This is a genomic window from Pandoraea cepalis, from assembly GCF_902459665.1.
GTDB lineage: Bacteria > Pseudomonadota > Gammaproteobacteria > Burkholderiales > Burkholderiaceae > Pandoraea > Pandoraea cepalis.
On record NZ_CABPSL010000002.1, the window covers coordinates 109,622 to 129,091 of the forward strand.

General features: G+C 65.9%; 16 protein-coding genes. 6 read left to right on the forward strand and 10 right to left on the reverse strand.

Going from position 1 to position 19,470, the window contains the following annotated elements; genetic code table 11:
• Positions 1-12: 12 nt before the first annotated feature.
• Positions 13-885: a 4-hydroxybenzoate octaprenyltransferase gene (gene ubiA, locus PCE31106_RS04950; protein WP_017235832.1), complete on the forward strand. Its 873-nt coding sequence runs from the start codon at positions 13-15 to the stop codon at positions 883-885.
• A 113-nt stretch (positions 886-998) separates the two neighbouring features.
• On the opposite strand, the gene proC is transcribed toward ubiA, so the two are convergent.
• Both proC and PCE31106_RS04960 read right to left on the reverse strand, forming a co-directional pair.
• Complete coding sequence (proC, locus tag PCE31106_RS04955) at positions 999-1,811, reverse strand: pyrroline-5-carboxylate reductase (protein ID WP_017235831.1); 813 nt, start codon at positions 1,809-1,811, stop codon at positions 999-1,001.
• Positions 1,812-1,902: 91 nt separating this feature from the next.
• On the reverse strand, positions 1,903-2,616 hold the full coding sequence (locus tag PCE31106_RS04960) for a YggS family pyridoxal phosphate-dependent enzyme (RefSeq protein ID WP_150562584.1): 714 nt from the start codon (positions 2,614-2,616) through the stop codon (positions 1,903-1,905).
• A 227-nt stretch (positions 2,617-2,843) separates the two neighbouring features.
• Here PCE31106_RS04960 and PCE31106_RS04965 point away from each other — a divergent pair, with 227 nt between their 5' ends.
• On the forward strand, positions 2,844-3,341 hold the full coding sequence (locus PCE31106_RS04965; protein WP_150562585.1) for a glutathione peroxidase: 498 nt from the start codon (positions 2,844-2,846) through the stop codon (positions 3,339-3,341).
• 53 nt (positions 3,342-3,394) lie between these two features.
• On the opposite strand, the gene PCE31106_RS04970 is transcribed toward PCE31106_RS04965, so the two are convergent.
• Positions 3,395-3,886 (reverse strand): hypothetical protein, encoded by a 492-nt coding sequence (locus tag PCE31106_RS04970; RefSeq protein ID WP_150562586.1) that lies wholly within the window; start codon positions 3,884-3,886, stop codon positions 3,395-3,397.
• 176 nt (positions 3,887-4,062) lie between these two features.
• Here PCE31106_RS04970 and PCE31106_RS04975 point away from each other — a divergent pair, with 176 nt between their 5' ends.
• Positions 4,063-5,601: an aminotransferase-like domain-containing protein gene (locus tag PCE31106_RS04975; RefSeq protein WP_437343790.1), complete on the forward strand. Its 1,539-nt coding sequence runs from the start codon at positions 4,063-4,065 to the stop codon at positions 5,599-5,601.
• Between the two features lie 50 nt (positions 5,602-5,651).
• On the opposite strand, the gene glcE is transcribed toward PCE31106_RS04975, so the two are convergent.
• The 4 genes from glcE to PCE31106_RS04995 are packed head-to-tail and all read right to left on the reverse strand — an operon-like array spanning position 5,652 to position 10,569.
• On the reverse strand, positions 5,652-6,734 hold the full coding sequence (gene glcE, locus PCE31106_RS04980; RefSeq protein ID WP_150550739.1) for a glycolate oxidase subunit GlcE: 1,083 nt from the start codon (positions 6,732-6,734) through the stop codon (positions 5,652-5,654).
• On the reverse strand, positions 6,734-7,603 hold the full coding sequence (locus PCE31106_RS04985; RefSeq protein ID WP_150562588.1) for an ion transporter: 870 nt from the start codon (positions 7,601-7,603) through the stop codon (positions 6,734-6,736). The genes glcE and PCE31106_RS04985 overlap by 1 nt, the downstream gene beginning before the upstream one ends.
• Position 7,604: 1 nt before the next feature.
• On the reverse strand, positions 7,605-9,140 hold the full coding sequence (locus tag PCE31106_RS04990) for an FAD-linked oxidase C-terminal domain-containing protein (protein ID WP_017235823.1): 1,536 nt from the start codon (positions 9,138-9,140) through the stop codon (positions 7,605-7,607).
• Positions 9,141-9,147: 7 nt separating this feature from the next.
• Positions 9,148-10,569 (reverse strand): FAD-binding oxidoreductase, encoded by a 1,422-nt coding sequence (locus tag PCE31106_RS04995; RefSeq protein ID WP_017235822.1) that lies wholly within the window; start codon positions 10,567-10,569, stop codon positions 9,148-9,150.
• Between the two features lie 333 nt (positions 10,570-10,902).
• Between PCE31106_RS04995 and PCE31106_RS05000 the strand changes: the two genes are divergently transcribed.
• The gene (locus tag PCE31106_RS05000; protein ID WP_150562589.1) at positions 10,903-11,463 is read left to right on the forward strand and encodes a cob(I)yrinic acid a,c-diamide adenosyltransferase; all 561 of its coding nucleotides are present in this window, start codon (positions 10,903-10,905) and stop codon (positions 11,461-11,463) included.
• An 85-nt stretch (positions 11,464-11,548) separates the two neighbouring features.
• Here PCE31106_RS05000 and aroG read toward each other — a convergent pair whose 3' ends face one another.
• Positions 11,549-12,622 (reverse strand): 3-deoxy-7-phosphoheptulonate synthase AroG, encoded by a 1,074-nt coding sequence (gene aroG / locus PCE31106_RS05005; protein ID WP_017235820.1) that lies wholly within the window; start codon positions 12,620-12,622, stop codon positions 11,549-11,551.
• Here aroG and PCE31106_RS05010 point away from each other — a divergent pair.
• Positions 12,621-13,022 (forward strand): hypothetical protein, encoded by a 402-nt coding sequence (locus PCE31106_RS05010; protein ID WP_150562590.1) that lies wholly within the window; start codon positions 12,621-12,623, stop codon positions 13,020-13,022. The two genes, aroG and PCE31106_RS05010, sit on opposite strands and share 2 nt — an antisense overlap.
• Before the next feature lie 53 nt (positions 13,023-13,075).
• On the opposite strand, the gene tldD is transcribed toward PCE31106_RS05010, so the two are convergent.
• Positions 13,076-14,536, reverse strand: coding sequence for a metalloprotease TldD (gene tldD, locus PCE31106_RS05015; protein WP_017235819.1), 1,461 nt, complete (start codon positions 14,534-14,536; stop codon positions 13,076-13,078).
• Between the two features lie 120 nt (positions 14,537-14,656).
• Here tldD and PCE31106_RS05020 point away from each other — a divergent pair, with 120 nt between their 5' ends.
• Positions 14,657-14,908 (forward strand): hypothetical protein, encoded by a 252-nt coding sequence (locus PCE31106_RS05020; RefSeq protein ID WP_150562591.1) that lies wholly within the window; start codon positions 14,657-14,659, stop codon positions 14,906-14,908.
• A 48-nt stretch (positions 14,909-14,956) separates the two neighbouring features.
• Here the strand turns inward: PCE31106_RS05020 and PCE31106_RS05025 are convergent, their stop codons facing one another.
• The gene (locus PCE31106_RS05025; protein WP_150562592.1) at positions 14,957-19,321 is read right to left on the reverse strand and encodes a YhdP family phospholipid transporter; all 4,365 of its coding nucleotides are present in this window, start codon (positions 19,319-19,321) and stop codon (positions 14,957-14,959) included.
• Positions 19,322-19,470: the final 149 nt, after the last annotated feature.

Below are 19,470 nucleotides of genomic sequence, written 5' to 3' on the forward strand. Positions count from 1 at the left end.
TGTGTAACGCTCATGTTGCTCGCTCAACGTCTCCCGCTGTATTTCCGCCTCGTTCGTCTCGATAAGCCGATCGGCACCGTGCTGCTGCTGTGGCCAACGCTTGCGGCGCTGTGGATCGCGTCGAATGGGCATCCCGACCTCTGGCTGCTCGCGATCTTTACGCTCGGCACCTTCCTGATGCGCTCGGCGGGTTGCGCCATCAACGATTACGCCGACCGCGACTTCGACAGGTACGTCAAACGCACGAAGGAGCGGCCGATCACGTCGGGACGCATTCGTGCCTGGGAAGCGGTGGCCGTGGCGGCCACGCTCGCGCTGGCGAGCTTTTTGCTGATCCTGCCGCTCAACGCGCTGACCAAGTGGCTCTCGATTCCGGCCCTGTTCGTGGCGGGCACCTATCCGTTCACCAAGCGCTTTCTGGCGATTCCGCAGGCGTATCTCGGCGTGGCCTTCGGTTTCGGCATTCCGATGGCCTTCGCCGCAGTGCAGGATCAGGTACCGGTCATCGCATGGGTGCTGCTGCTCTCGAATGTGTTCTGGTCGGTCGCCTACGACACCGAATACGCAATGGTCGATCGCGACGACGACTTGAAGATCGGCATCAAGACCTCGGCGATCACGTTCGGACGCTTCGACGTATTGGCGATCATGCTCTGCTATGCGGGGGCGCTCGGCATCCAGGCGGGGGTGGGCGTGTATCTCGGCTTCGGCTGGCCGTTCTGGCTCGGCATGGCGGTGGCGGTGAGCTTCGCGATCTATCACTACTTCCTGATTCGCGCACGCGAGCGCATGCCTTGTTTTGCCGCCTTCCGTCACAACAACTGGCTCGGTGCCGCCGTGTTCGCAGGCATCGCGGGCCACTACTTGTTGGCCGCGCGGGCATAGGTTGGCGTGTCGATGGGAAGGTCGGCGCGAACGACGACCGGTGAAATGAAAAACGGACCGCATGCGGTCCGTTTTTCGTTCCGGCAGACCGGCGAATCCGTCGGCCGTTCCGCTCAGGCGTCGCCCAACTCGTCGCCAAGTTCCTTGGCGCGGGTATTGGCCGCATGCACGCCGCGCACGATTGCCGCCTTGATGGCGTCGCGCTCGAACGAGCTGAGGGCAGCAAACGTCGTGCCGCCCTTGGACGTCACACGCTCGCGCAGCACGCTCGCGGGTTCGCTCGACTGCGCCGCCAGTTGCGACGCGCCGGTAAACGTGGCGATGGCCAACTGACGTGCCTGCTCGGGCGAAAAGCCCAGCTCGTTCGCGGCTTGCTCCAGCGCTTCGATGAAATAGAACACGTATGCCGGACCGCTGCCCGAGATGGCCGTCACGGCGTCGAGCTGGCTTTCCTTCTCCACCCAGACGATCTGGCCGGCCGCACCGAGCACGGTCTCGGCGCGCTTGCGCTGGTCCGAATCCACCCCCGACAAGGCTGCCAGACCCGTGATGCCCATGCCGATCAAGGCGGGGGTGTTCGGCATGCAACGCACGATCTGATTGTGGCCGCCGAGCCAACGCGCGAGATCTGACGCCCGAATGCCCGCCGCGATGCTGATCACCAATTGACCGATCAGGTGCGGCTGGAGCGCTTGTGCGACGTCCTTGAGCACTTGCGGTTTGACGGCCAGCACGATCGTGTCGTAATCGCGCAGGCGATCGTTGGGCGCGCTGGCCGTGTCGACACCGTACTGCTTGACGAGGCCGTCGCGCGTCGATTCGTTGACGTCGATCGCGAGAATGTCGCGCGGGGCCGTGCCGCGCTTGACGAGTCCGCCGATCAGGGCATTGGCCATGTTGCCGCCGCCGATGAATGCAATTCTCATAACCATCCTTTGCGTTGCGTGAGTCGTTACCGTCGTTACCTTTTGCCACGGCGAGTCGTCAAAGCGCGCTCACCGCCAGGGCGCGCCGCGATCAGGCGCGTGAGCCATAATCGCGTGCGCCGAAAATCGCGGTGCCGATACGCACCATTGTCGCACCCTCGGCAATCGCCGCCTCGAGATCGCCCGACATGCCCATCGACAGCGTGTCGAGCGGCAGACCGTCGGCGCGCAAGGCGTCGAACACATCGCGCACGGCCTTGAACGGCGCGCGTTGGCGGGCCGGATCGGCTTCGGGCTCGGGAATCGCCATCAGGCCGCGCAATCGCAAATTCGGCAGCGCCGCGATGGCGCGTGCCACGGCGGGCACGTCGGCAGGCGCTACGCCGCTCTTGCTCGCTTCGCCGCTGATGTTGACCTGCAGGCACACCTGCAAGGGCGGGAGGTCTGCCGGTCGCTGCGCACTCAGGCGCTCGGCGATCTTCAGGCGGTCGACCGAATGCACCCAGTCGAAGTGTTCGGCCACCGGCCGCGTCTTGTTGCTTTGCAGTGGGCCGATGAAATGCCATTCGAGCGGTTCGCCATTGACCGTCTCGCCGGACAACGCGGCGATCTTGTCGAGCGCCTCCTGCACATAGTTCTCGCCGAATGCCCGCTGGCCAGCCGCGAGCGCGTCGCGCACGGCATCGGCGCCAAAGGTCTTCGAGACGGCGAGCAAGCGCACGCTGTCCGCTGGCCGGCCGGCGGCGGTGGTGGCGCGGGCAATGCGGGAGAGCACGTCGTCGAGATTCGCGGCGATGGTCGACATGAGGCAGGGCGGAGCGTCAGTGAGGGGGTGTCTGTGGCGCGGGGGCGCGTTGCAACGGCGTTGCGGATCAACGATTATAGCCGTGCCCGCACGCGAGGTGCTACCCGGGAAAAACGAGGTGCTACCCGCGCCGGGGTTCCGGACGGGAAGGCACAACGCACGCGGCACGGCGCCGGCGCGCGGCTTGTGGCAGACTGCGCGGTGCCAACCTTCACTCGGAGCCAGAGATGAGCGCGAATTCGCAGACAGTTTACGATTTTTCCGTCCAGACGCTCGCGGGCGAGACCGTCAGTCTGTCGCAGTATCGCGGCAAGGTGCTGCTCATCGTCAACACGGCGAGCGAGTGCGGGTTCACGCCGCAGTACGCCGGCCTGCAAGCGCTATACGAACAGCTTGGCCCGCGCGGGTTCGAAGTCCTCGCGTTCCCGTGCAATCAGTTCGGCAAGCAGGAGCCGGGCGACGCGCAAGCCATTCGCAGCTTCTGCGATCTGCGTTTTCACGTCACCTTCCCGATGTTCGCCAAGGTCGACGTCAAAGGGCCCGACGCCGCGCCGCTCTACGCCTACCTCACGCGGGAGAAGCCCGGCGTGCTGGGCACGAAGGCAATCAAATGGAATTTCACGAAGTTCCTCGTGGATGCGACGGGGCAGGTCGTGGCGCGCTATGCTCCGACGGCGAAGCCCGAGGACATTCGCGCCGATATCGAGAAACGGCTCCCCGCTTGAGCGGCGCCGTGGCCTGACCGGGTCGCCCCGGACAGGCCATCGCGCGGATCGGTTCAGCGCCCGAAGCGCTCGAGAATCCGCTGCCATTGACGCACGATGGCCCCCCGCGACTCGGCAAGTCGACGTGTCGGGTTCGCTTCCTCGCGCAGTGCCAGCTGCGCGCCGACGTCGCTGCTCAGCGCCAGCCAGCCGGACGTCTCGACCACGTACACCTGCCCGGCACTCAGCGCGATGGCCTCCCGCCAGACACCCCCCGACAGCCAGCGCGGCGCGAGGCTGACCGCCACCTGACCTAGCTGGACATGGAATACCGTGCCACGGCTTGCATACGCATGAAACGCTTGCCCACGCGCCAGCGCGAGAGGGAACGCTCGTGTGCCGGACGTGGCGCCGTCCATGCCGGCCGGATGGGAGGGCGCACGAGAAAGGGCAACGCGTTCTCCTGGTGAGGTGGCATCGCCGTGACTTCGCGCAAGACGGGCGTCAGGGCGCAGGGGAGACAGCGAAGGCAGTGCAGACGGCGGGGGGAAGGGGGGCTTGGCCATGTGGGACTCCGGGGCGTTGAACGGGTAAGGACAGCCTATCGACCGCCGCGCCGCCCCGGTAGGCACACAGTTACCCGGTTTCGCCCGCAACAGAAGGGCCCCCGGCAATCTGTTACGATCCAGAATCGCTGAATCTGTATCTGTTATGGTCACGTGCGATGCACGATCATCTGCGCATGGATGCCGCCACTCTCCCTCCCCCTCTCGCTGCCGCGGACGACACATCGCTGACCTCGGACGTTCCGAGGCCCCCACCCGTGGCCGTCCCGCGGGAGCGCGTGTCCCTCTACCGCCGACTCGCGGGTCACTATCGACATGCCATCGACGCGGGTACGCTCGCGCCGGGCGACCGCATGCCGAGTGTTCGCACGTTGATGGAGCGGCATCAGGTCAGCTTGTCGACGGCGCTGCAGATGTGCCGTCATCTGGAGGCGCAGGGCCTGCTCGAGGCGCGTCCCCGCTCGGGCTACTTCGTGCGCGCACGTGCGCGGGCGAGTCTCGTACCCGTGGCCGAGCCGCGGCCGTGGATGCCCGATCTGCTGCAATATGTGGGCATCAACCAGCGTGTGTCGTCGATCCTCGCGCGAGGGCTTCAGGCGGACGTCAAAATCAATCTCGCCGTGGCCCACGGTTCGCCGTCGCTCTATCCGGTCAACGCGTTGCGCCAGGCCACGATTCGGGCGTTGCGCGATCACCCGATGCTCTATGGCACACCGCCGCCCGGCGGTGGCGAAGCCCGTTTTCGCGCGGCGATTGCGCGGCGAGCCCTGGAAGCGCGCATGCACGTCAATCCCGAGGAGATCGTCGTCACGCATGGCTGTATCGAAGCGATCAATCTCGCGCTGCGTGCGGTGGCTGGCGCGGGCGACGTGGTTGCCGTCGAGTCGCCCACGTATTACGCGCTGTTGCAGACACTGGAGAGTATGGGCATGCGCGCACTCGAAATTCCCACGAGTCCGCAGACCGGCATCTCACTCGAAGCGCTCGAACTGGCAAGCGAGACCTACGACAACATCAAGGCGATCATCGTCGTGCCGCATTTCCAGAATCCGCTCGGGTCGGTGATGCCCGATTCGCACAAGGCACGGCTTGTGAAGTGGGCGGCGTCGCGCGGGATTGCGATCATCGAAGACGACACCTATTCGGCGCTGGGCGACGACGGTAACGTGCCGGCCGCCGTTCGTTCCTGGGATACGACCGGCAATGTGATTCATTGCGCATCGCTGCACAAGACGCTGGCGCCGGGCATGCGGTTGGGCTGGATCGCGGGCGGCAAGTGGCAGGGGCGCGTGGAGATGTTGAAGTACGCGCAGACGCGTCCCAACGAAGCGCTCGCCCAGATCGCGATGGGCGAGTTTATCGACTCGCCGCGCTATGACCGCCATCTGCGGCATTTGCGCGCCCAGTTGCGCGAGCATCGTGCGGCGATGGCCGAAGCGATCGCGACCTACTTCCCTGCGGGCACGCGACTGACGTTGCCCGCGGGCGGATTGAGTCTGTGGGTCGAGATGCCGGGCGGTGTCAGCTCGGAGTTACTGTTCGACGCTGCACTCGCCAAGGGGATTCGCGTAGCGCCGGGTAGCCTGTTTTCCAACTCGGCACGCTACGACCACTTTCTGCGCATCAACGGCGGGCAGCCGTTCACGCGTGAGGTCGACGCGGCGGTGCGCACGCTCGCGTCCGAGATCGCGCGATTGCTCGACACGAAGCGTTGAGCGCACCGAGCGAGATTGCCGGACCTGGCGCCCCCGCGGGGGCATCCCGCTCAGAACTCCGGATACATCCGTCCCGGATTGAAGATACCGGCGGGGTCGAACACCGACTTCAGATTGCGGTGAATGCGCATGACCGGTGCGGGCAGCGGCGTGAAGACGCTCACGCCAGGTTCGCCGTAGCGGAAGAGCGTGGCGTGCCCGCCGTCCTGCCGTGCCGCCGAGCGCACGATTTGCGCGTCGGCGTCGGTGATCCACCAGCGCTGTGCGCCGCCCCACTCGATGAGTTGCTTGCCCGGCAGCCGGTGCGGCTCGGCCGTCGAAGGCACCGCCAGGCGCCACAGCGCCTGCCCGGGTCCCGCGTCGGCGAAGAAGTTGTCGGTCTGCTCGCGGATGGCGTGCCAGAACTTGGCCGCATGAATGGCGTCGACCAGCTCCCCGCCCATCTTTACACGCGCGGCCTTGATCCCCGCCGACGCGCCCGCCAGACGAATCACCAGCAAGTCGTTGCGCCACGCACTGCCGGTGATCGGCAGCGGTTGCCCGCCCCATTCGTTGAGCTTGCGCACGGCGTCGATGGCGTTCATTTCGAATTGCAGCGTCAGCTCGGCGAACGGTTGCGGCAGCACCTTGAGCGACACCTCGAGAATGAGCCCCAGCGTGCCGAGCGAACCGGCGAGCATGCGCGAGACGTCGTAACCGGCGACGTTTTTCATGACCTGCCCGCCGAAGTTCAGCACATGACCCCGTCCGTCCATCAATTTGGCCCCGAGCACGAAGTCGCGCACGGCCCCCACGGCACTGCGGCGCGGCCCGGCAAGCCCGGCGGCCACCGCACCGCCGAGGGTCGCGCCGTGGCCGAAATAGGGCGGCTCGAACGGCAGCAACTGATTGCGTTCTGCGAGCGCTGCTTCAATGTCGGCCAGTGGCGTGCCGCAGCGGGCGGTGATGACCAGTTCCGCCGGGTCATAGGCGACGATGCCACTGTAGTCGCGCGTGTCCAGCACGTCGCCCACGCGTTGCTGGCCGTACCACGCCTTGGTGCCGCCCCCCCGCAATTGGAGGGGAGCGCGGTGCGCCGTGGCGTGCTCGATGACGGCGCGGAAGTGCTCGAGAGTGTCGTTCGTATCGGTCATCAGCTGGGTTCTGGCGGCGGTGGCAGGTCGGATTGATAAGGCCCCAGCTCGCTGCCGCAATCCTTGCAGTAGCGGGCGTCGGGGTCGTGCCCTTCGGTGTGGCACTGATGGCAGGTGCGCGTGGTGATCGCCTTCTTGCGCATGGCCGAATGAATTTCGGCACCCATGATGCCGGTGGGAATCGCAATCACGCTGTAGCCCAGCAACATGACGAAGCCGGTGATCGCCTTGCCCAGTCCGGTGACGGGCACCACGTCGCCATAGCCGGTGGTCGTGAGCGTGACGATGGCCCAATAGATGCCGACGGGAATGCTCGTGAAGCCATGTTCCGGCCCCTCGATGATATGCATGAGCGTGCCGAAGATCACCACGATGATCGAGATGAACCCGAGAAACACGAGGATCTTGCGGCGCGCGTTATAGAGCGCAATGCTGAGCACGCCGGCTTCGTTCACATACGCCGTGAGCTTGAGAATCCGGAACGCGCGCATCAGGCGCAGCAGGCGCACGTCGATCAGGCCGTGCAGCTCGGGCACGAGAATCGCCAGGTAGGTCGGCAGGATCGCGAGCAGGTCGATGACGCCGTAAAAGGACAGCGCGTAACGTAGCGGCCGGTGCGCACTGAGCAGCCGCGCGAGGTACTCGGCCGTGAAGAGCAGCGTGAAGAACCACTCGAGGATCGCCATCGGCAGCGAGGCCGTGGCTTGAACGGCCGGCACGCTCGACACGATGACCGTGAGTACCGACAGCACGATGGCGATGAGCAGCGCAATGTCGAAGAGCCGCCCTTCGCGCGTGTCGGCCTCGAAGATGATGATGTAGAGCCGCTGCCGCCAATCGTGTGGCAGCCATTCCGACAGCGCTCGCATGTCAGAACCTCGGCAGGTCGGGATGCGGTAACAGACCGCCACGCACATGCAGCTTGCCGTATTCGGCGCAACGCGCGCGCGTGGGTATCCCCTTGTCGGGATTGAGCAGCCCGACCGGATCGAAGGCGCGCTTCACCCCGAAGAACGCGTCGCGCTCGTCGGGCGAGAACTGCACGCACATCGAGTTGATCTTCTCGATGCCCACGCCGTGCTCGCCTGTGATCGTGCCGCCGAGTTCGACACAGGCTTCGAGAATGTCGCTGCCGAACGCCTCGGCACGGTGCCACTCGTCGAGGTCGTTGCCGTTGAAAAGAATGAGCGGATGCATATTGCCGTCTCCCGCGTGAAAGACGTTAATACAGCGCAATCCGTACTGTTGTTCCAGACCTTCGATGCGTTTGAGCAAGGTCCCAATCGCACGGCGCGGAATCGTGCCGTCCATGCAGTAATAGTCCGGCGATATGCGCCCGGCCGCGGGGAATGCGTTCTTGCGTCCCGACCAGAAGCGCAGACGCTCCTCTTCGCTGCGGGAAATCTGCAGCCGTGTCGCGCCCGAGGTGCGCAGCACGTGGGAGATGCGCATGATTTCCTCGGCGACTTCTTCCGGTGTGCCATCCGATTCGCACAACAGGATGGCAGCCGCTTCGAGGTCGTAACCGGCGTGCACAAACGACTCGACGGCCTGGGTGGCCGGCTTGTCCATCATTTCCAGGCCCGCCGGGATGATGCCCGCCGCGATGATCGCGGCCACGGCGTTGCCGCCGGTCTCCACGTCGTCGAAGCTCGCCATGATGATCTGTGCCGTCTGCGCCTTGGGCACCAGCTTGACGGTGATTTCGGTGACCACGCCGAACATGCCTTCGCTCCCGATGAAGACCGACAGCAGATCGAGTCCCGGCGCATCGGGGCCGAGCGAGCCGAATTCGATGGCCTCGCCGGACATCGTGATGGCACGCACGCGCAGCACGTTGTGCACGGTCAATCCGTACTTCAGGCAGTGCACGCCGCCGGAATTCTCCGCGATGTTGCCACCGATGGTGCAGGCGATCTGCGACGACGGATCCGGCGCGTAATACAGGCCGTAAGGGGCAGCGGCTTCCGAGATCGCCAGATTGCGAACGCCGGGTTGCACCGTGGCAGTGCGCGCGTAGGGATCGACTTCGACGATCTTCTTGAACTTGGCAAGCGAGAGCACCAGGCCGTCGGAGATGGGCATCGCCCCGCCGGACAGGCTGGTGCCCGCGCCGCGCGGCACGACCGGGATGCCGAGCTGATGACACGCCTGCAGAATACGCTGCACCTGCGATTCCGACTCGGGCAGCACAACGGCGAGCGGCACACGACGATACGCGGCGAGACCGTCGCACTCGTACGGTGTGGTGTCTTCGCGTCGATGCAGAATGCAATGCGGCGGCAGGATCTGCGCGAGCGCATCGAGCAAGTGACGCTGGCGCGTGGTCAGGGCGTCGGCATTCTCGGTCGCGGCACCCGCCGGAAGCGGGCCGGATTGACCTTGCGGGGTGGCGGGGGCGTTCATGCGACGTTCAGATCGCCGGGTGCAGCTGGAAAATCTTGCCCGGATTGAGCAGATTGTGCGGATCGAGCGAAGTCTTGATCGCCCGCATGACGTCGATCGCGCCTTCGCCATGCTCGGTCACGAGGAAGCCCATCTTGTGCAGGCCCACGCCATGTTCGCCAGTGCATGTGCCGCCCATGCGAATTGCTCGCTCGACGATGCGCTGGTTGAGTTGTTCGGCCTCCTCGATCTCTTCAGGCTTGGCCGGGTCGATGAGGATGGCGACGTGGAAATTGCCATCGCCCACGTGTCCCACGATCGGGCAGGGCAAACTCGACGCCCGCAGGTCTTGCTCGGTTTCGCCCACACACTCGGCCAGACGCGAGATCGGCACACAAACGTCCGTGGTCACCGCGCGGCAACCTGGCCGGAGTTGCAGCATTGCAAAGTACGCGCTATGCCGCGCGCTCCACAGACGGTTGCGGTCTTCCGTGCGGGTGGCCCATTCGAAACCGGTACCGCCGTTGTCCTTGGCCAGTTCCTCGACGGTTTGCGCTTGCTCCTTCACGCCCGCATCGCTGCCGTGAAATTCGAAGAACAGCGTTTGCGTCTCGGGCAGCGTCAGCTTGGAATGCTTGTTGATCGCGCGCACGGCCAGCGCATCGACGAACTCGACGCGAGCGACCGGCACACCCAACTGAATCGTCTGAATGACGCAGTTCACGGCGTCCGTCATGGTGGGGAACGCACAGATCGCGGCGGACACAGCCTCGGGCTGCGGATACAGACGCACCGTCGCCTCGGTAATGATGCCCAGCGTGCCTTCGCTGCCGACGAACAGGCGCGTCAGGTCGTAGCCGGCCGAGGACTTGCGGGCGCGCGTACCGGTGTGGATCACGCGGCCGTCTGCGAGCACGACGGTCAATGCCAGCACGTTCTCGCGCATCGTGCCGTAGCGCACGGCGTTGGTGCCCGACGCGCGCGTGGCGCACATGCCGCCAATGCTGGCGTCGGCGCCCGGGTCGATCGGGAAGAACAGGCCGGTGTCGCGCAGTGCTTCATTGAGCGCCTTGCGCGAAATGCCCGGTTGCGTGGTGACGGTCAGGTCTTCGGCGTTGATCGAGACGACCTGATTCATTTCCGAGAGGTCGAGCGACAGGCCGCCCTCGACGGCGAGCAGGTGACCTTCCAGCGACGAGCCCGCGCCGTACGGAATGATGGGGACGTTGTATTTGGCGCACAGCTTGACGATCTGCGACACCTCGTCGGTGCTGTGCGCGAAGGCGACGGCATCGGGCAGCATGGGATCGAACGGAGACTCGTCCCGGCCGTGATGTTCGCGCAGCGCCGCTTGCGTGCTCACGCGCTCGCCCAGCAGCGCTTGGAGCTCGGTGAGCAGCACGTCGGGGAACGCCCGCTTGGCGGCGAACGGCAGGTGGGGATGATTCACGGCTTTCTCCTTCGGGTCTCCGGGCGGCCAGCGCCGGTCGGCGGTGGCAGGCTCCAAATCGGTGGCGGGGTCTCGGGCATGGGGTGCAACGACAATACTTCGGTGCGCACGCCCTGACGCCTTATGAGCGGGGATTTTACGCTGTGGCGGCGTTTTTCCCCACCCTTTGCGTCATATCATACGGACTTGCCGCCAATGCGCGCCATCGGAATCGCCCGAAAAGTGGCCATCCGGGGCCTGCGCGGCGCATTTCAATCGATGAAGGCAAGTGGCCCCCGCAGCCGGATTGCGTGCTGGCGGGCAAGCGATGCCGCAAGGGGTAGAGAGCAGAAGATGGGGAATCGTTTGAGCAAGATCGTCACGCGCACGGGCGACGGCGGCAAGACCGGCCTCGGGGACGGCGCGCGCGTGGACAAGTTCAGCCCGCGTATCGTCGCCATCGGCGAGATCGACGAGACCAATTCGCACCTCGGGGTGCTGCTGTGTGAAGACTTGCCGCCGGACGTGCGCGCCGTGCTTCTCGACGTTCAGCACGATCTGTTCGATCTCGGCGGAGAACTGAGCATGCCGCGTCACACGCTGATCGGCGATGCCCAGGTGGCCAGGCTCGACGGCTGGCTGGCGCATTACAACGCCGATCTGCCGCCGCTCAAGGAGTTCATCCTGCCGGGCGGCACGCGCGCGGCAGCGCTGGCGCACGTGGTCCGGACCGTTGCCCGAAGGGCGGAGCGCGCCATGGTGGCGCTGGGCGTCGAGGAGACGGTGGCCCCCGCGCCGCGTCAGTACGTCAATCGCCTGTCCGACCTGATGTTCGTGCTCGCTCGGGTGCTCAATCGGGCCGGTGGCGGCACTGACGTGCTGTGGCGGCGCGATCGGTCCGAAGGCAACTCATAACCACGACGCGACCGGCTGACCGCGCCCCAGGCCCGCGGGAATTCGCGGGGCGGGCAGAGCGGGCGGCCACCGGCCGCCCGCCACATCAATTGCCTGCGCCGCGTGCCAGACGACGCGCACGCACGGCATCGGCCAGCGTATCGAGCACCTTCAGACTGTCTTCCCAGTCGATGCAGGCGTCGGTGATGCTCTGGCCGTAGGTCAGGGGCTTGCCGGGCACATGGTCCTGACGCCCGGCCACGAGGTTCGACTCGACCATCACACCGATGATCCGGTCGTCGCCGCCGGCGATCTGGCGGGCGATGTCCTCGCAGACCGGGATCTGGTTTTCATGCTTCTTCTGGCTGTTGGCGTGCGATGCGTCGATCATTACGCGCGCGGCCAGGCCCGACTTGGCGATGTCGTCGCAGGCGGTCTGCACGCTGGCGGCGTCGTAGTTCGGCGTCTTGCCGCCCCGCAGGATCAGATGACAGTCTTCGTTACCCGCGGTCGACACGATGGCCGAATGGCCGCCCTTCGTCACCGACAGGAAATGGTGCGGCTGCGACGCGGCCTTGATGGCGTCGACGGCGATCTTCACGTTGCCGTCGGTGCCGTTCTTGAATCCGACCGGGCACGACAGGCCCGATGCCAGTTCGCGGTGCACCTGCGATTCGGTGGTGCGCGCGCCAATGGCGCCCCATGACACGAGATCGGCGATGTACTGCGGGCTGATCATGTCGAGGTACTCGGTGCCGGCGGGCAGCCCCAGTTCGTTGATCTGGGCAAGCAGGTCGCGCGCGAGGCGCAGGCCGTCGTTGATCTTGAAACTGTTGTCCATGTGCGGGTCATTGATCAGACCCTTCCAGCCCACCGTCGTGCGCGGCTTTTCGAAGTACACGCGCATCACGATTTCGAGTTCGCCCTTCAGGCGTTCGCGCTGTTCGACCAGGCGCGCGGCGTATTCCATCGCGGCTTTCGGATCGTGGATCGAGCAGGGGCCGATGATGACGACGAGACGGTCTTCCATGCCGTGCAGCACGCGGTGGATGGCGCCGCGCGAGCGATGGATGAGGTCCGCGCTCTTGTCCGAGCATGGGTATTCGCGAATCAGATGCGCCGGCGGCGTCAGTTCCTTGAGTTCGCGAATACGGACATCATCGGTGTTGTGGGGAGGCATGGCATTTCTCCTGCGCAGTTCGAACTGCGGTTCGTTTCTCGGGATTCGGGTCAAAAAAAAACCGCCAGGCTGTCTGGCGGTTTTTCAGGATTCGTTTCGGTGCTTACTGCTGCAACTGCCCCTCTCCTTCCGCCAGCGGTGTGAGAATCGCAAAAAAATAAAAGTAAGACGGATGGGCGGTCATGAGAGATGTGTTCAACATTGCATTGCACGCATTTGCCGTGCACTGGAATCACTTTATACGCCTAATCGAATGACGCCGCAACCGCAGGGGCCGCTAATCGGCTGGAAAACACGCGGATTTTACGTATTTCAAGGCGTCAAATTGCATCAAATAATCGTGTTTATCGAAAAACACGCGAAAACGCCCGGTTTGAGCCGGGCGCTTTGCTATGCTTGACGCATTTTTTGCGGTGCGCCATCCGACGCGTAACATGGCACGCGCCGCCAGCCTTACGCCGTGCCGCCGACCGTCATGTTCTCCATGCGCAGCGTCGGTTGACCGACGCCCACCGGCACGCTCTGGCCTTCCTTGCCGCACACGCCCACGCCCGAGTCGAGCGACATATCGTTGCCGATCATCGTGACGTCCTTGAGCGATTCGGGCCCGTTGCCGATGAGCGTGGCGCCCTTGACCGGGTACGTGATCTTGCCGTCCTCGATCATGTAGGCCTCGGACATCGAGAACACGAACTTGCCATTGGTAATATCCACCTGGCCACCGCCGAAGTTCACGGCGTACAACCCGCGCTTGACCGACGCGATGATTTCCTCGGGATCCTTGTCGCCGCCGAGCATGTACGTGTTGGTCATGCGCGGCATCGGCAGTGCGGCATACGACTCGCGCCGGCCGTTACCCGTCACCGGCATCTTCATCAGACGCGCGTTCAGGCTGTCCTGCATATAGCCGCGCAGAATCCCGTCTTCGATGAGTGTGGTGCACTGCGTCGGATTGCCTTCGTCGTCGATGTTCAGCGAGCCGCGGCGGTTGGACAGTGTGCCGTCGTCGACCACCGTGACGCCCTTGGCGGCGACACGCTCGCCGAGGCGTCCGGAGAAGGCCGACGAGCCCTTGCGGTTGAAGTCGCCTTCCAGACCGTGGCCGATGGCTTCGTGCAGCAGCACGCCGGGCCAGCCCGGCCCGAGCACGACTGTCATCGCGCCGGCCGGTGCCGGGCGGGCGTCGAGCTTGACGATCGCGCCGTCGACCGCTTCCTTGACGTATTTTTCGAGCAGATCGTCGGTGAAGAACGCGTAGTCAAGACGCGCCCCGCCGCCACTGTTGCCCATTTCACGGCGGCCGTTGGATTCGACGATGACCGTGACCGACACGCGCACCAGGGGACGCACGTCGGCGGCGATCACGCCATCGCTGCGCGCGACCAGCACGACGTCGTACTCGCCGGCCAGCCCCGCCATCACTTGCGACACGCGTGGATCGCGTGCGCGCGCGAGCTTTTCGATACGTTCGAGCAACGCCACCTTGCCGTTTGCGTCGAGCGAGGCGAGCGGATCGGACGGCAGGTACAGCCCGTGCCCGCTGGTATTCGAGAGCTTGCTACCGACCTTCACACGCCCGCGTCCGGCCGTGGCGATGCTGCGCGTGGCCGCGGCGGCGTCCTTGAGCGCGATGTCGGAGATGTCGTCGGAGTAGGCGAACGCCGTCCGGTCGCCCACGATGGCACGCACGCCCACGCCTTGATCGATCGAGAACGAACCCGATTTGACGATGCCTTCCTCGAGGCTCCAGGCTTCGCTGCGTGTGTATTGGAAATACAGGTCGGCATAGTCCACGCGGTGCGTGAAGATGTCGCCCAGTGCGCGTTGCAGGTGGCTTTCGTCAAGGCCGTACGGCGTGAGCAGCAGCTCGCGGGCCGTGGCCAGGTTCTGGATGCCGGTGTCGATGATTTTCATGCGGTGTCAGGCCAAGGAAATATGTTCGATAGATGAGGGCGGAGATAGCGAAATCAACCCTGCAGCACGCCAGGCCGCCCTGCGCGCACGCCAGCACGCGGCACGGATGCGCGGCGGCCCGTGCTCGACAGGGGCCGCGGGTACGACGCCGAGCGTACCGTCGCCCATGGCACGGGGCAACTCGGGAAAACGCAGGGCGTCGCCACCCGACCGGCCCATGCGGCCATCGAAGACCCCGGCAAGGCGTGCTTCCAATGTCCGTATGGCAACGCCGGCGCGGCGGTGGACTGTGCGGTAGACGGTGTGTCGGGACTCGTCATGTCATCGGTGGATGTGGCGCGGAACCGTGTCTCCGGCATTTTCGGCGAATAAAGCGGCATATGGCGCATATCGAACGTCTCAGGCATCTCGGAAATGCCCTCAGTTGCCGCGCATGCCGGACGCTTGCGCGCTGTTTTGCGCGCCGGGCAGCGCTTCCGGGGATGGCACGATCTTACTCTTATTGCCGTCGGCTTGTTCGATGACGGGATTGTCCCAGGATCCGCTCACATGGTAGGTCGTCGAGAGCGTGCGCGAGAGCTGCTCGCCCAGCGCCAGTTGCGCGAAAAACGAACCGATGCCCAGTGCCGGGTTGACAATCGCCCACGCGAGCGACGCCGACGCCGCATTGATCTTCGGCAGCACCAGCACGGTCAGGTCCTGCGTCTCGCGCGCGAGGTCGGTATGACCCTCGATCCTGATGGTCGCGGCATTGGCATTGATCGTCAGATCGGTGGTGTTGGCCACGCCACCCTGCATCGTGGCGTTCCCGTCGATGCTGTCGAATGGCAGGCCGCTGCCGATCACGCTGCTGAAATTGAACGTCAGGAACTTGGCGAGTGTCTGCACGGAAAAAATGCCCAGCAGCTTGGCCAGTCCGGGGTCGGCCTTCAGGATCTGCCCGCGCTTGAGATCGATCGTGACACGGCCGCCGAGCGTCGGGTAGTCGATCGCGTCGGGACCGCCTCGCCAACCGAAACGGCCCGAGACCGTCCCGGAGCCGTCCTTGACGGTCTTGGGCATCCCCAGGCGGTCGAGCAGGCCACCCGCGTCCTTCACGTCGAGATTGAAGTCGAGCACGGTGCGGCGCGGCACGTCGTCGCTCGCCGCGGGGGCTGCGCGGCGACGCGAGGTGCGCCAGTTGCCCTTGACGTTGAGCGTGGCGGCGCTGTTGCTGAGCGAGAGTTGGGTGAGTTGCCACACGGGCACGCCGTCCTCGATATCGTTGTGCGCGTTCAATTGCAGCCGGCCCAGCGGCTTGTCGCGCAGCACGAACTCATTGGCCACGACGTCGATGGCCGGGAACTCGTCGCTCGGCTCATCGAGCACTTGGGTGAGAACATCGTTGCCGTGGTCCTCGCGCGGAATCACCAGTTTCGCGAGCCGCGCGCGCAACGTGCCCGACGGGTTCTTCGCATCGGGCGCATGCCATTCGGCAAAGCCGGAAACGAGGTCGGAGGCCAGACTGACCTGCCAGTCGCGATCGCTGCGCTGGGCGCCCACCACCAGTTCCGGCCATTGGCGCGACATCAGGCGCACCTGCTTGGCATGCAGGGCGAGACGCGTCGGCAGGTAGGGCGTGAGCGCGCCGAACTCGTCGCGCGCCGTCGTGGCCGTGGCCGGCGCCCCCGCCGGGGCGGGGGGCGTGCCCGGGGCGCTTTGGGGGGCTGGCGCGTTGGCGGTCCCGGCGTCGCTGGTGAGCGACGCGATCACGCTTCGCCAGGCGTCCACGTCGAGCGTATCGAACTGGGCGGCCGCCTGAACCCCCTCGCGCGGGGCGGGCACGGGCTGGTTGATGCCGATGCCGCCACGCAGCACCTCGACGCGCGCGGGGTTTCCGGCACTCCCGCCGCTACGCTCTTGCACGTAATTGCCTTGAACGCTGCCGACGGCGAAGTCGAGTGTATCGATGCGACGGCCGCCCGGACTCGGCTGGGGACGCAGCGTGAAGCGTGCGGGCAACGAGGTCTCCGCACGCTTGCCGAGCGGGGCGGGCAGGTTGACGGCCAGGCCGACGAGTGTGGATTGGACCGCCACTTCGGTCATGCCTTGGCGCACCGTGACCGTTGCCGAATAGGGCGTGCCGCCCGTCATGCGCTTGGCCAGTTGCGCCAGCGAGGCGCTTTCCTGGTTGTCGCGCAGGCCTTGCGCGCTCAACGTGCCGCCAATGTTCAGCGCGATGGTGCCGTCGCTGCGACTGCCGCCGGACGCGCGCACGTCGCCGCCGAGGAACGTGCCGCGCAGATTGTCGAGCGAAATGCCGCGCTCGGTGAACGCGAGTTCCCCGTCCACGGCGCCGAAGGTCGGCAGGCCGTTCAGCAGTGTGATGTCGTTGCGCAGGAAGCGCGCGCGGCCCGTGACCTTGGACCGATCGGTGTGATCGAGCGGCATCGACAACTGCATCGCGAGCTGTGTGGTGCCGCTCGCGCGTGTTTCGTCGGTAAAGTCGCCGATCCAGTGCCCCACCGGGCTGCCGTTCAGGTATTTCACGAAGTCGGCCGCCGGGCCGCGCGCGTCGCCCTTGAGGGTGAGCACGGAATCGTCCTGTCCGATGTCGTTGATGTCGCCCACCACCTGGGTGAGCGTGACGCCGAAGACTGTGCCGCTGTCGATGGCGATATGCAACTTGTCGGCGTCGAAGCGCAGATTGCCGCGCACCTTGTCAAAGGCCGGCCAGACTTCCGTGTGGCCGGGGCGCACCGGCGACGGGTTGAAGGTGACGTCGACCAGCGGAATGTCGATGCGGAACTTGCCGCCGCCCTTGCCGTACGGGAAGTCGTCGAGATCGCCCTGTACCGCGAAGGGTGCGTTCTGCACCGTGCCCGCGAGCAGCGCGCGTTGCAGATAATCGCGCACACTCGCGCCGATGTCGGTCGGCAGATAGCGCGGCACCGCGCTGGCGCTCGCGCGCACAATGTTGCCCTTCAGGTCGACGATGCCATTGCCCTTGCCGCCATTGCGCCACGTGCCGGTCACATCGCCCGCCAATTCGGCGTTCTGCAGGTGCAGGGCATCCACGCGCACCGCTACGTCCGCCGGGGCGTCGCGTTGCGTCGCCGAGTGCGAGACGCGCCACGACGTGCGCGCGGTGAGCGTATCGAGATCGATGCGCGGCTGGTCGAAGCGGCCGGGAAAGTCGAGCGTGGCGTGCTTCGCGTTGAGGGTCAGGCTGCCGCGCGACTGGTCGGCGTCGATGTGCCCGCTCAGATTGGCGAAGCCCGGGCGTCCCGCATTGGGCGACCCCGGATTCGCCGGCGGATGCTCGCTCGGTGCGCTGTCGACACCGAGATCTTCAAAGTCGGCGACTACCCGATAGCGTTCGCGCTCGGGCGGCAGTTGCCGGATCCCCGGCAGGTCGCGCCAGTTGCCCGGGCCGTGCGGCTTGGGGGCCTGGTAGCTGATGTCGAAATTGGCCAGTCTGCCGCGCGGCCGAAAACTCGCGAGCGCGTCGCGTGTTTGCGGGGCGAGCGGCAGCGACGGCACGAGCGCCATCGCGGCGCCGATGTCGAAGCGCCGGCCCGCAAAGGTGGCGTGCAGTCCGTGCTCGTTCGTGCCCGGCGCGTAGGTGCCGCGCAGATCAGGCGCGTCGAGCGTCGGCCGGCCTGCGGCTTGCAATGTCAGATCGCGGGCGCGCAATTGCCAGCCGGCGTCGGCGTGGGGCGTTACGCGGGTCACGTCGATCCGGCCCTGCGTGGCGTCGAAGGTGAGCGGCGGCAAATCGTCGGCCAATTGCACCGACGTATTCGCTCCCGCGGCGCGCAGCGTCGCCCCCGTGATCGCCCCATCGTCGAAGTCGACCCACGCCCGCGCGGCAACGCGACCGCGCGTGTCCTTGCCCGGCAAGTCGACGTAGCGGGCCAGTTCGGTCAGGTCGAGCGTGCCGACTTCGCCGTAGAGCTGACCGCGCCACCGTTTGACTTCGCCGGGGCGAGCAAACAGCGGATTCGTGAATCGCGCCCGGATGTCGAGCGGTGCCACGATGCCCGTCGGCGGCGTCGCCTGCATGCCGAAGCGATGGTCGAAGCCGCGATTGCGCAGCATGGCGTTGACCTGGGTGACGACGACGTCGGGCGCGTTGCGCGTGGCATCGCGCCAGCGCAAGGTGCCGTTGCGGATCACGACGCGCGACTGACGCATGAGCCAGTCGGCGGCGGTCGAGTCGGTCGCGGCGCCGCCGCCGGTCACCGGCATGCCCGCGACGAGTATCGAGCCGTCGGTGAGGCGTTCGATGGTGAGATCGGGTTCGGACAACGTGAGGTTCGACAGGCGCACGTCGAGGTGGATCAGGCTGGTCCACGAGAGCACCGCATCGAGGCGGTGGAGCGTCAGGCTGGGCTCGGCGGGCGGTGGCGCCCCGGGCGGCGTGTCCGGCGAGGGGCGTGCCGCGCGCGTCGCGGGTGTCGTTCGAGCGCTGAGCGAGGGTGCGCGCGCGGCGGGGGGGCGGCGCGTGATGCGAACGTCTTCGAGCGTCAGGTAAGGGTGCCAGCCGTGCCAGACGGCGTCGATGCGGCCGATGGTGACGGGCAGGCCGATGGCACGCGAGGCAGCCGCTTCGATCTGCGCTCGGTAGTCCGACACGCGCGGCAGGATGACGTACCGGGTTGTGAGGACGACGGCGCCAAGTCCGAAATAGGCGATGACGACGAGCGCCAGCAGCCATTCCAGGCCCAGTCGCAAGCCACGCGGCAGTGACGAGAACCAGGACCGGTTGCCGGTGGACGAGGCGGGCGGCTTACGGTCGGTCATGCTGCGCGTCTACGAGGGAATGTGGTAGTTTCTGTGGCAAAGACTGTAACACAAGCCCAAGGCCGCCCGACGGCCCGGCCGTAGGAGAAACAGACGTGTGATCCGGCGTTTCATCGCGCACGGGTAAGCCTTCGAAAGTCTCTTCAATC